This is a genomic window from Pantoea sp. X-Soil-MYKO-1785, assembly GCF_059730675.1.
In genome coordinates, this window is the sequence record NZ_AP036000.1 from 1,783,850 (window position 1) to 1,796,379 (window position 12,530).

A 12,530-nucleotide genomic window follows, 5' to 3' on the forward strand; every position below is an offset into this window, starting at 1 on the left:
TCACACGCGTTGCCGGAAGCAATGTGAAGGAATAAGTATGTTAAGCATTAAAGATTTACAGGTAAGTGTTGAAGATAAAGCCATTTTGCGTGGTCTGAACCTCGAAATTAAACCGGGTGAAGTCCATGCCATCATGGGCCCGAACGGCTCAGGTAAAAGTACGCTTTCTGCCACGCTGGCCGGTCGTGAAGACTATGAAGTAACCGGCGGTTCGGTGACCTTCAAAGGTAAAGATCTGCTGGAGCTGGCACCGGAAGAGCGTGCCGGTGAAGGTATCTTTATGGCCTTCCAGTATCCGGTTGAGATCCCAGGCGTGAGCAACCAGTTTTTCCTGCAAACCTCGGTTAACGCGGTGCGCAAATATCGTCAGCAGGAAGAGCTGGACCGCTTCGACTTCCAGGACTTTATTGAAGATAAAATTCACCTGCTGAAGATGCCGGAAGATCTGCTGACCCGTTCAGTCAACGTTGGCTTCTCCGGTGGTGAGAAGAAGCGTAACGACATTCTGCAGATGGCAGCGCTGGAGCCGGAGCTCTGTATCCTCGATGAAACCGATTCCGGACTGGACATCGATGCGCTGAAAATTGTGGCCAATGGCGTCAACAGCCTGCGCGATGAGAAGCGTGCCTTCATCATCGTGACCCACTATCAGCGTATTCTGGATTACATCAAGCCAGACTTCGTACACGTTCTTTATCAGGGCAAAATCGTGAAATCTGGCGACTTCTCGCTGGTGAAACAGCTGGAGGAGCAAGGTTATGGCTGGCTTACCGACGAAGAGTGATTCTGCGCTGCAACAGTGGCATCACCTGTTTGAATCGCGCGGCGACGTGCGTTCGCTGCAGGCTCAGCAGCACTGGCAGCAACTGATGCGGGTTGGCTTGCCTACCCGCAAGCATGAGAACTGGAAATACACCTCGCTGGATACCTTGCTGGCGCAACAGTTTGTGCTGCCGCAGGCACCGCAAACCCTGAGCGCTGAGCAGGTCGATGCGCTGGCGCTGCCACTGGATGCGGTGCGTCTGGTTTACGTTGATGGTCAGTTCCAGCCTGCGCTCAGTTCGCACGACAGCGAGCTGTTTGAGATTCAGCACAGCGTAGCGGCTGAACGTCGCCCCCTGCCGGCGGCCGTTCAGCCGGAAGTCTTCCTGCACCTGACTGAGAGTCTGGCGGAAGAGGTGACCACCCTGCGTCTGGCGCGCGGTAAATCAGCGGCCCGTCCGCTCTATCTGCTGCACATCACCAGCGGCCAGCAGAACGGGATGAACACGGTTCATTATCGTCATCATCTGCAGCTGGATGAGAGCGCCGAAGCGGAAGTGATTGAGCACTACGTCTCGCTGGATAGCAGTGCGCATTTCACGGGCGGCCGCTTTACCTTTGCCGTCGGCGACAATGCAAAACTGACCCACACCAAACTGGCGTTTGAAAGCAGCGAAAGTTATCACTTCGCACATAACGACCTGGTGATCGGCAGCGATGCGCAGGTCAGCAGCACCAGCTTCCTGCTCGGTGCGGGTCTGAGTCGCCATAACACCAGTACCCAGCTGAACGGTGAAAACACCCAGCTGGCGGTGAACAGCCTGGTGCTGCCGGTGCGTCAGGAAGTGGCGGATACCCGTACTTACCTTGAGCACAATAAAGGCTACTGCCTGAGCCGCCAAATGCATAAAACCATCGTGCGCGATAAAGGCCGTGCGGTGTTTAATGGTCACATCAAAGTGGCGAAGCATGCGCTGAAAACCGATGGACAGATGACCAACAACAACCTGTTGCTGGGACGTCTGGCCGAAGTGGACACTAAACCGCAGCTGGAAATCTATGCGGATGACGTTAAGTGCAGCCACGGCGCCACCATCGGCCGCATCGATGATGAGCAGATGTTCTATCTGCGCTCGCGCGGTATTGAGCAGGATGCTGCCCAGACCATGATCATTCATGCCTTTGCTGCGGAACTGACCGAAGCGCTGGAGAATGAGGTATTGCGTCAGGCAGTGCTGCAGCGTATCGCTGAGCGCTTTCCTGGAGGCGACTCATGATGAACTTCGATCTCGAACGCATCAGGGAAGATTTTCCGATCCTGAAGCGTGAGGTCAACGGTCATCCGCTGGCCTATCTTGACAGTGCGGCCAGCGCACAACGTCCGCTGTCGGTAATCAACGCCGAAAGCCATTTTTATCAGCACGGCTATGCGGCCGTGCACCGTGGTATCCATACGCTCAGCCAGCAGGCGACCAGCGACATGGAGAACGTGCGCGATCAGGCGGCCCGTTTTCTGAATGCGGCCACCCAGGAAGAGATTGTGTTCGTCAAAGGCACCACTGAAGGCATCAATCTGGTGGCCAACAGCTGGGGTGGCGCAAACCTCCAGCCGGGCGATAACCTGATCATCACTGAGATGGAGCATCACGCTAACATCGTGCCGTGGCAGATGGTGGCGCAGCGTACCGGTGCTGAAATTCGGGTTCTGCCGCTGAACCACAACGGCGAACTGGCACTGGAGCAACTGGCGGGGCTGATCGACAGCCGTACCCGGTTGCTGGCGGTGACGCACGTTTCTAACGTTCTCGGCACGGTCAACCCGGTTAAAGCGATCGTCGCACAGGCGAAAGCCGCGGGTGTGGTGACGCTGATAGACGGCGCGCAGGCGGTGATGCACGACAAAGTGAACGTGCAGGATATCGGCTGCGATTTCTACGTCTTCTCCAGCCACAAGCTGTACGGCCCGAACGGCGTCGGCATTCTCTATGGGCGTAAAGCGCTGCTGGATGAGATGCCGCCGTGGGAAGGGGGCGGATCGATGATCGACCGCGTACTGCTGCCAACCGGCACCACCTGGAACAGCGCACCCTGGCGTTTTGAAGCCGGTACGCCGAACACCGGCGGGATTATCGGCTTTGGAGCCGCGCTGGCCTACGTTGAGGCGCTGGGACTGGATACCATTCATCAGCGCGAAACGGCACTGATGAATTATGCGCTCGATAAGCTGGCCTCGGTACCGGACATCCGGATTTACGGCCCGCAGTCACGCGCCGGGGTGATTGCCTTCAATCTGGGCAAACACCACGCCTTTGACGTTGGCAGCTTCCTCGATCAGTACGGCATTGCGATCCGCACCGGCCACCACTGTGCGATGCCGCTGATGCACCATTACAACGTGCCAGCCATGTGTCGCGCCTCTTTCACCTTCTACAACAGTGAAGAGGAAGTGGATCGTCTGGCGGCCGGACTGACTCGTATTCATCGTCTGCTGGGCGGCTGAACAGTTTTAACGGAGTGACAGATGGCGAACTTGCCAGAAAAAGAGAAACTGGTTCGTAACTTCAACCGTTGCGCCAACTGGGAAGAGAAGTATCTCTACATCATTGAGCTGGGTGCAAAACTTCCGGAATCCTCCGAAAGCTTGCACCAGCCAGAGAATGCCATTTCAGGCTGTCAGAGCCAGGTGTGGATCAGGATGACGCCGCAGGAAGATGGCACCATCGCGTTTGAAGGCGACAGCGATGCCGCCATTGTTAAAGGCTTGATTGCTATCGTGTTTAGCCTTTATCAGAATCTGCCGCCGGCTGAAATTGTGGCGCTGGATGTGCGCCACTGGTTCAGTGAACTGGCGCTGATGCAGCACCTGACGCCGACCCGGTCGCAGGGTCTGGAAGCGATGATTCGGTCTATTCGCCATACCGCTCAGAACCTCAGCTAAGCTACACTCGACAGACGCCATCCGGCGTCTGTTTTTTTATCTGACGAGAATATTGCATGAAACCTGCTTTACGTTTAGCCGGTGCATTGCTGCTGACCTGTTTTGGGCTCTCTGCACCCGCATTTGCCACGGAATACCCGCTGCCATCCCCTGACAGTCGCCTGATTGGCGAAAACGTCCTGACCCAGGTTCCTGACGACAAACGCCCACTGGAAGAGATTGCGGCCCGCTATCAGGTTGGCCTGCTTAGCCTGCTGGAGGCGAATCCAGGCACCGATCCCTGGCTGCCGAAAGCCGGCACGCAACTCACCGTCCCGCTGCAGATGCTGCTGCCTGATACTCCGCGAGAAGGCATTGTGGTGAACCTGGCCGAGCTGCGTCTCTACTACTATCCCAAAGGCGAAGACAAAGTCATTGTCTATCCGATCGGTATTGGTCAGCTCGGGGCGGCAACCCCGGTGATGGTGACCCAAATCAGCCAGAAAATTCCCAACCCAACCTGGACGCCAACTCAGAACATTCGTAAACGCTATGCCAAAGAAGGGGTTACGCTGCCTGCGGTAGTGCCTGCCGGGCCGGATAACCCGATGGGGCTGTTTGCGCTGCGCCTGGCGCGCGGTAGCGGCCAGTATCTGATTCATGGCACCAACGCGAAGTTCGGCATTGGTATGCGCGTCAGCTCCGGCTGTATTCGCCTGCGTTCAGAGGATATCGAAGCGCTGTTTAATTCGGTGCCGAAAGGCACGCGGGTGCAGATCATTAATCAGCCGGTGAAGTATGCGGTAGAACCTGACGGCAAACGCTACGTCGAGGTGCATCAGCCGTTATCGCGTAACGATAAGGACGATCCGCAAACCATGCCGTTAGCGCTGACTGCCGGACTGAAGCAATTTATCAAAAGCGAGAAAAGTGATAGCGCCTTGATTAAAGCCAGCCTGACGCGTCGCTCAGGCATGCCGGTGCTGGTCAGCAGTGGTGAGCCGGTCCAGAGTGAAACAACGCCGCCTGCAGGGCTGGAGACGCCTGCATCGGCCTCTGCTGCGCCGGTTGTTCAGGCGGAAGCTGAAACGGCCACGCCCTAAAGCGGGTCACGCGGGAAACCGCGTAAACGCAAAGCAAAAAAAATGGCGCCTTAAAGGCGCCATTTTTAAACCAGAACTCTTACTTACGGTAAGAGTGAGCCTGGTTGTCCAGACGCTGGTTAGCGCGAGCTGCGTCATCTTTAGCAGCCTGAACGTCTGAACGCACTGCGTTCACGTCGTTGCTCAGTTGGTCAACTTTAGCGTTCAGAGTCTGAACGTCAGAAGACAGCTGGTCGATTTTAGCGTTGCTTGAGCAACCAGCCAGCAGAGTTGAACCCAGGATTACCGCGCCCAGTACCAGTTTAGTACGATTCATTATTTATACCCTCTAGATTGAGTTAATCTCCATGTAGCGTTACAAGTATTACACAAAGCTTTTTAAGTTGAGAATAAATTTTTGATGAGAAGATGCTTAAATTTGATCGTTCGCTCAAAGAAGCAGCGGATCGCAGAAGATGATAAAAAAATTTAGCGAAAACAGAGAGATTTAATCGGATTAACCTTAATATAAAGTGAAATTGAATAGTTATTTTCGATTGGAATTTTCCGACATTTGTATTAAGTACAAATAAAAAAAGCGCCCGTGAAAGGCGCTTCTAAATAAATGGTGAAAATAGTTTTACAGCACGTGTACTGAGGCGGTGTTGGTAGTTCCGCTTGGTACTAATGCACCTGACACCAGCACCACCACGTCACCTTTCTGGCCATAGCCGCTTTCCAGCGCCGCTTCTTTACCCAGACGATAGAAGTCATCAGTCGAGGCGATTTCGGTCACCAGACGGGTCTCAATCCCTTTACTCAGGATCAGCTGACGCGCGGTGGTGGCATTGGTGGTCAGCGCCAGGATAGTGGCGTTCGGGAAGTACTTACGTACTGCCTTGGCAGACTTACCGCCTTCAGTGGCGACCACAATCAGTGGCGCTTCCAGCTTCTCAGCAGTTTCAACCGCACCGCGGCAGACCGCTTCGGTAATGCGCAGTTTGCGGGTGTCGTTCTGGCTATCGATGCGGGACTTCATCACGCGATCGGTACGCTCACAGATAGTGGCCATAATGGTCACTGACTCAAGCGGGTATTTCCCTTTGGCGCTTTCGCCTGACAGCATTACCGCATCAGTACCGTCGAGGATGGCGTTTGCCACGTCGCCCGCTTCAGCACGGGTAGGGCGTGGGTTTTTGATCATTGAGTCAAGCATCTGAGTAGCGGTAATCACCACTTTGCGCGCTTTGTTACACTTCTTGATCATCATCTTCTGCGCGAAGATCACTTCTTCAACCGGGATTTCAACGCCCAGGTCGCCACGCGCAACCATGATGCCGTCTGACGCTTCGAGAATTTCGTCGAAGTTATTCAGGCCTTCCTGGTTTTCAATTTTAGAGATGATCTGGATGTGCTCACCGCCGTGCTGTTTCAGGTGCTCACGAATTTCCAGCACGTCTGAACGCTTACGGATGAACGACGCAGCAACGAAATCGACACCTTGCTCACAACCGAAGATCAGGTCGCGCTTATCTTTTTCCGCCAGCGCCGGCAGCTGAATAGAAACGCCTGGCAGGTTAACGCCTTTGTTTTCACCGAGGTCGCCATTATTGAGTACTTTACACACCACGGTGTTTTCGGTGACTTCCGTCACTTCCATGCCGATCAGGCCATCATCGACCAGTACGGTGTTACCGATTTTCAGGTCAGCCGTAAAGCCAGGATAGGTCACCGCAACGCGTTCGCTGTTGCCGATCACGCTCTGGTCGGTGGTGAAGGTAAAGGTCTGACCCGCTTTCAGAGGGGCATCATTTCCGCCTTCCAGTTTCATGGTGCGGATTTCAGGGCCTTTGGTGTCCAGCAGGATAGCCGCCTGACGGCCGGTTTTTTCCATCACGGCACGCATGTTGGTGATGCGCTGGCCGTGCTCGGCGTAGTCGCCGTGGGAGAAGTTAAGACGCATAACATTCATGCCGGCTTCAAGCAGCTGAGTCAGCATCTCTTCTGATTCGGTTTTCGGGCCGATAGTACAAACGATCTTAGTCTTTTTCATGACGGGTTATCTGTAAGTTGTGATGGATGATAAAGGGCGAAATCCGATGGCAATGCATCGAAGTGAGAATTCTGTTTGAAATCGAAACGGGCTATACAGAGTAAGAATAGGTGACGAAGGCCAGGCGTGCAGGGAAGTTGTGCGGTTACGGTTGGTAACCACCTTCTGAGTGTTGCGCAAATTATCTGAGTTATCGCAATAGGCACGTGATCGCTGAAACCTTTCAAGTGGACAACGCGGCACAGTATAGTCGCTAAGTATGCGAAAACCAATTGAAAAGCAGCACAGGAAGAGATGTAGATCAATAAAAGGGGGAGTTGCGCAAGCGGGAGAAATTCTGAAAGTGGTGCGTTCTAATGGACTCGAACCATCGACCCCCACCATGTCAAGGTGGTGCTCTAACCAACTGAGCTAAGAACGCTTACAGGAAATGGTGCGTCCGAGTGGACTCGAACCACCGACCCCCACCATGTCAAGGTGGTGCTCTAACCAACTGAGCTACGGACGCACTTGGTGCGCTCTAATGGACTCGAACCATCGACCCCCACCATGTCAAGGTGGTGCTCTAACCAACTGAGCTAAGAGCGCAACACGCTGTCTGGGCGACAGCGGGGACGAATATTAACGGCAGCCGAAGAGGCTGGCAAGGGGAAAAATGGTTTTTTCACCGTGACTGAACAGCAACTGTGCTATGCGTCGTTTTTTTAGGCATCGCGGGCCTTTTACCGCCCGCTCAACCGGTTAGCGCGCCGCGCGCGTCAGGATCACCTCGGCAGGTGACTGTTGCAAGCGCCTGATCCGCCAAATCATCATTACCGCCGCCGATGTCAGCCCGACAATGAAGCCGCACCAGAAGCCTGCCGGCCCCATTCGCGGCACCAGCCAGTCGGTCAGTGCCAGTAAATAGCCGGCCGGCAGGCCCAGCAGCCAGTAGGCGATAAAGGTGATAAAGAAGATCGAGCGGGTATCTTTATAGCCGCGCAAAATACCGCTGCCAATCACCTGGATCGAGTCAGAAAACTGATAGATGGCCGCCAGCAGCATCAACTGCGCCGCCAGCGTCACCACTTCCGGATTGTCGTTATACAGCAGGGCGATCTGATGCCGGAAGGTCACAGTAAACAGCGCGGTCAGCGCGGCCATGCTGATGCCGACGCCCTGGGCGGTCCAGGCGGCGACTTTGGCCTGCTCGGTTGACCCCTGACCCAGCCGATAGCCAACCCGGATGGTGGTGGCCACGCCCAGTGACAACGGCAGAACGAACATCAGTGAACTGAAGTTGAGCGCGATCTGATGACCGGCGACGTTAACAATACCCAGCGGCGACACCAGCAGTGCGACCACAGCAAACAGCGTGACCTCGAAGAATAGCGCCAGCGCCACCGGTAAGCCCAGCGTCATCAGACGGGTCAGAATCGGACGCGAAGGCGGTGACCAGCTGCTGGTCAGATGGATATCGCGCATGGTGCTCATCCGGCGGACCCAGAAGCGCATGCAGATGAACATCACCCAGTAGACCGAGGCCGTTGCCACGCCACAGCCCACGCCGCCCAGCGCCGGCATGCCGAAATGGCCATAAATAAAGATGTAGTTCAGCGGGATATTAACCATCAGACCGAGAAAGCCCAACACCATACCCGGCTTGGTTTTCGACAGGCCTTCGCACTGATTACGCAGCACCTGAAAAAACAGATAGCCCGGTGCGCCAAACAGCAGGGCATGCAGGTAGCCTTCTGCTTTCATCGCCAGCAGCGGATCGATGTCATGCATCGCCCGGATTAAGTAGCCGGCATGCCATAACAGCATCATGATCAACAGCGAAACAAACAGGGCCAGCCAGTAACCCTGGCGGATTTGCTCGGCGATGCGTTCGCGGCGGCCAGAGCCGTTGAGTTGCGCAACCGTGGGCGTCAATGCAAGCAGAAGACCATGACCAAACAGGATGGCCGGAAGCCAGATAGAGGTGCCGACAGCGACGGCGGCCATATCCGTGGCGCTGACGGCGCCGGCCATAATGGTATCCACAAATCCCATTGCGGTTTGAGCCACCTGAGCAAGGATGACCGGAATCGCAAGGGCAAGCAATTGACGCGCTTCTGTTAAATACTTCTGCACGTTAACACCTGAAAAGTTAAATGAAATAATGGCGGGGCAGGGAAGCCCCAGGAATTGCGTCAGCTAGTGTAACTGGCGATAGCGGATTCGCCAATCTTTGTCACTGCATGCGTTTTGCTACGCTGTAAGGCTACGCCGCCGGCTGAAAGCTAACAGCGGACGTGAGCTGTGATAAACTAGCGCAAACTTCGCAGAGGCAAAGACTATGTTTACCGGTATTGTGCAGGGCACCGCAGAAATAGTGTCCATTGATGAGAAAGAGCTGTTCCGTACTCACACCGTCAGGTTGCCGGAAGAATTATTGCCGGGGCTGGCACTGGGCGCATCGGTGGCACACAACGGCTGCTGCTTAACCGTGACGGCTATTGATGGCGATCGGGTCAGTTTTGATTTAATAAAAGAGACCCTGCGCGTCACCAACCTCGGCGATTTACGTCAGGGAGATGTGGTCAATATTGAACGCGCCGCAAAATTCAGCGATGAAATAGGCGGACACCTGATGTCTGGTCATATTATGACCACCGCTGAAATCTGCAAAATCATCCAGTCGGAACATAACCGCGAAGTCTGGTTTAAGATCCAGGATCCGACCCAGATGAAATATATCCTGCACAAAGGCTTCGTTGGTATCGACGGGATAAGCCTGACGGTCGGGGATGTAACCCGAACCAAATTCTGCGTCTATCTGATCCCGGAAACGCTGGAACGCACTACCTTAGGAACAAAAACCTTTGGCGACCGGGTTAATATCGAGATCGATCCGCATACCCAGGCAATTGTCGACACCGTTGAGCGGGTATTAGCGCAGCGTGATGCGGCGGCGGCGATGAATATGCTGACCGGGCAACCGACGGCAGAAAGCTAAAAAAGAAGGCGCATCAGCGCCTTTTTTATCGTTTATCCGCTCCCGCAGAGGTTTCAACGCGCCACGCGTAACCCGCCTTCCACGCCCCGACTGAACACCACCTGCCATAACTGAATGTCGCGAGCGCGAAACGCGCCGGCACAGGCGTTAAGGTAATAAGAGAACATGCGCTTAAAGCGTTCACCGTAGCTATCTGCTAATTGCGGCCAGGCCTGGATAAAGCGTTCATACCACGCCATCAGAGTGGTGTCGTAATCTGCGCCAAAGTTATGCCAGTCTTCCAGAATAAAATGCGGTTCGCTGGCGTCGGCAATATGGCGTACCGAAGGCAGACAGCCATTCGGGAAAATATATTTATCGATCCACGGATCCACATTCATATCGGTTTTAATCGCACCGATGGTGTGCAGCAGGAAAATACCGTCTGGCTTTAAATTACGATCGACGACATCAAAATAGGTGGCGTAATTTTTAGGACCGACATGCTCAAACATTCCGACCGACACAATGCGGTCAAACTGTTCATTCAAATCGCGATAGTCCTGTAATAGAATGGTGACGTCTAATCCTTCACAGCGCTGCTGCGCCAGTTTCTGCTGTTCAGCCGAAATGGTAACACCATGCACTTTAACGCCATAATGACGTGCGGCAAATTCTGCCAGTCCGCCCCAGCCGCAGCCAATATCCAGCAGCGACATGCCCGGCTCCAGTGCTAATTTGCGGCAAATCATATCCAGCTTCGCTTCCTGCGCGGCGGCGAGCGTGGTGGCTTCCTTCCAGTAGCCACAGGAGTACTGCATATAAGGATCAAGCATCAGAGAAAACAAATCGTTTCCTAAATCATAATGCTCTTTACCGACAATCCAGGCGCGTTTTTTCGACTGGAGGTTGGTTAAGCGCGCCGCGGCAATACGCAGCGTATCTTTAAAATGATGAGGAAGTTGCTGGTCCAGTTTATGTTTGAGTACGTGGTGGAAAAATATATCCAGCCGATCGCATTCCCACCAGCCGTCCATATAACTTTCGCCCAGACCCAGCGATCCCTCCTGCAGAACACGTTTAAAGAAGTCAGGATTTTTAACCTGAATATCCCAGCTTCGTGAACCATTAATTTCGATATCTGCTTTTTCCAGCAGTTCGTGAACGATGCGATACCAATGGTTTTCTTCGAGGCTCACTTCTTCTACATACGATGAACTCATAGCTTCTCCACCACCTGTCCAATCTTAACCTGAAAAAGAATAGTCAATTTCTTCAGGAATTGAGAAAAGTCACGGATGACTCTGTAAACCAGATATCTGGCGTGATACAGAGGATTGAAATGGTGCAAAAGGATCCGACGCATAAATCCTGACGTGCGCGCAGACATCCTCCCGGCGAGCCGGTTGCCAATCATTGTGTAATGTTATTATGTTGTTGATTTGATGCGGATTTATTGACCCGAATGAGTATATTCCCACGCGGGTCAATATTCAATGACTTATTGTTAGTGAGCTAACTAAAAAATCATTGCTTCAGTGATTATCCTGGCAGGCGGTAGAGGGGGTGGCAACATCAGATTGTGCGTTTGCAACACGCTGCATCACGAAGCCGAGCAGGGCGAGCAGGATAGTCAGCGCCATCATCAGGGTAGTGGTCAGCAGCGGCTGCGTCAGTCCGGCCGAGACGGCCAGGCTGGCGGCGAAGCATAATCCCAGTTGCAGAGTATTCTGCAATGCTGCCGCTTTACCGGTGGCGTCAGGGAAAGGCATCAGCGCAGCGGAAACCACGATCGGGTAGATGGCACCATTGGCCAGCGCCATGCCGCAGAACGGCAGCAGCAGGTTGACCAGCGTACTGTGGCCGGAAAGCGCAACCGCAAACAGCGCCAGAATGCTCAGGCTATAGATCGCCAGCAGCCACGGCAGCAACTGTGCGCCAGTAAAACGGTTGAGCAGGGCGCGGCAGCCGAAACCGCCAATCAGGAATGCAACCGTCTGTGGCAGATAGCTCAGACCGATGTCGGCGGGCGTCAGGCCCAGATCGGCCAGAATAAACGGCGAGCCGGTCAGCCAGGCAAAAAAGCTGGCGGAGCAGGCGGAGTAGATCAGCACGTTGCCGCTGTAGACCCGCGACTTCAGCAGGGTGAAAAAACCAGGCTGTGCGCCTTGTTCACCTTTGGCTTTACGGCTGCCCGGCAGGCGCAGGGTGGTAAGGATCAGCGCCACGGCAATCAGCGTCAGCACCAGGAAAATAGAACGCCAGTGAAAATGGCCGATCAGCCAGGCACCCAGCAACGGTGCCAGCGCCGGTGAGAGCGCCACCAGCGGCATAATGGTGGCGAACACTTTGTTGGCCCGCGCCGCCGGATAGCGATCGACTACCAGCGCCTGCCAGCTAACGGCTGCGGCACAGACGCCGATCGCCTGAACAAAGCGCAGCGCCAGCATCAGATAAATATCATTGACCCACAGCATACCGGCGCAGCCGACGGCAAACAGCGCCAGACCGGCCAGCAATACCGGCTTGCGGCCGATGCGGTCTGACAGTGGTCCCCAGAACAGCTGACCGCAGGCAAATCCCGCCAGGAACAGGCTCATACTGGCGCTGATCAGGCCGGGTGAGGTGTTAAAGGTTTGCTGCATCGCGCCAAAGGCGGGCAGGTACATATCGGTGGCTAAAAAGCCCAGCATGCTCAGCAGAGCGAGATACGGCATAAATCCTTTTGACGGTGACATCTGATTCTCATTTTGCAGG

General features: G+C 54.5%; 11 protein-coding genes and 3 tRNA genes. 6 read left to right on the forward strand and 8 right to left on the reverse strand.

What is annotated here, in order from left to right:
• Positions 1–37 precede the first annotated feature (37 nt).
• Genes sufC through AC6I8D_RS08300 form a run of 5 tightly spaced genes read left to right on the forward strand, consistent with a single transcriptional unit; the run spans position 38 to position 4,782 of the window.
• Entirely contained in the window at positions 38–784 is a 747-nt protein-coding gene (gene sufC, locus AC6I8D_RS08280) for a Fe-S cluster assembly ATPase SufC (RefSeq protein WP_031375706.1), read from the forward strand.
• On the forward strand, positions 759–2,039 hold the full coding sequence (gene sufD / locus AC6I8D_RS08285; RefSeq protein ID WP_497819930.1) for a Fe-S cluster assembly protein SufD: 1,281 nt from the start codon (positions 759–761) through the stop codon (positions 2,037–2,039). The genes sufC and sufD overlap by 26 nt, the downstream gene beginning before the upstream one ends.
• Positions 2,039–3,262, forward strand: coding sequence for a cysteine desulfurase SufS (gene sufS / locus AC6I8D_RS08290; RefSeq protein ID WP_497820663.1), 1,224 nt, complete (start codon positions 2,039–2,041; stop codon positions 3,260–3,262). Before sufD ends, sufS begins: the two co-directional genes overlap by 1 nt.
• A 21-nt stretch (positions 3,263–3,283) precedes the next feature.
• The gene (gene sufE, locus AC6I8D_RS08295; protein WP_497819931.1) at positions 3,284–3,700 is read left to right on the forward strand and encodes a cysteine desulfuration protein SufE; all 417 of its coding nucleotides are present in this window, start codon (positions 3,284–3,286) and stop codon (positions 3,698–3,700) included.
• Positions 3,701–3,756: 56 nt separating this feature from the next.
• The gene (locus AC6I8D_RS08300; RefSeq protein WP_312056831.1) at positions 3,757–4,782 is read left to right on the forward strand and encodes a L,D-transpeptidase family protein; all 1,026 of its coding nucleotides are present in this window, start codon (positions 3,757–3,759) and stop codon (positions 4,780–4,782) included.
• A 79-nt stretch (positions 4,783–4,861) separates the two neighbouring features.
• Here AC6I8D_RS08300 and AC6I8D_RS08305 read toward each other — a convergent pair whose 3' ends face one another.
• The 6 genes from AC6I8D_RS08305 to AC6I8D_RS08330 all read right to left on the reverse strand — a co-directional run bounded on the left by AC6I8D_RS08305 (position 4,862) and on the right by AC6I8D_RS08330 (position 8,929).
• Positions 4,862–5,098, reverse strand: coding sequence for a major outer membrane lipoprotein (locus AC6I8D_RS08305; RefSeq protein ID WP_006118977.1), 237 nt, complete (start codon positions 5,096–5,098; stop codon positions 4,862–4,864).
• A 303-nt stretch (positions 5,099–5,401) separates the two neighbouring features.
• Positions 5,402–6,814, reverse strand: a complete 1,413-nt coding sequence (gene pykF, locus AC6I8D_RS08310; RefSeq protein WP_031375710.1) for a pyruvate kinase PykF — start codon at positions 6,812–6,814, stop codon at positions 5,402–5,404.
• Positions 6,815–7,158: 344 nt separating this feature from the next.
• Positions 7,159–7,235 (reverse strand) — tRNA-Val (locus AC6I8D_RS08315).
• Positions 7,236–7,245: 10 nt separating this feature from the next.
• Positions 7,246–7,322 (reverse strand) — tRNA-Val (locus tag AC6I8D_RS08320).
• Positions 7,323–7,325: 3 nt separating this feature from the next.
• Positions 7,326–7,402 (reverse strand) — tRNA-Val (locus AC6I8D_RS08325).
• 153 nt (positions 7,403–7,555) lie between these two features.
• Entirely contained in the window at positions 7,556–8,929 is a 1,374-nt protein-coding gene (locus AC6I8D_RS08330; RefSeq protein ID WP_312057701.1) for an MATE family efflux transporter, read from the reverse strand.
• Positions 8,930–9,134: 205 nt separating this feature from the next.
• Here AC6I8D_RS08330 and AC6I8D_RS08335 point away from each other — a divergent pair, with 205 nt between their 5' ends.
• Entirely contained in the window at positions 9,135–9,794 is a 660-nt protein-coding gene (locus tag AC6I8D_RS08335; RefSeq protein WP_497819932.1) for a riboflavin synthase subunit alpha, read from the forward strand.
• 53 nt (positions 9,795–9,847) lie between these two features.
• Here AC6I8D_RS08335 and cfa read toward each other — a convergent pair whose 3' ends face one another.
• On the reverse strand, positions 9,848–10,996 hold the full coding sequence (cfa, locus tag AC6I8D_RS08340; RefSeq protein ID WP_312057608.1) for a cyclopropane fatty acyl phospholipid synthase: 1,149 nt from the start codon (positions 10,994–10,996) through the stop codon (positions 9,848–9,850).
• A 312-nt stretch (positions 10,997–11,308) separates the two neighbouring features.
• The gene (punC, locus tag AC6I8D_RS08345; RefSeq protein WP_497819933.1) at positions 11,309–12,511 is read right to left on the reverse strand and encodes a purine nucleoside transporter PunC; all 1,203 of its coding nucleotides are present in this window, start codon (positions 12,509–12,511) and stop codon (positions 11,309–11,311) included.
• Between the last annotated feature and the right edge of the window lie 19 nt (positions 12,512–12,530).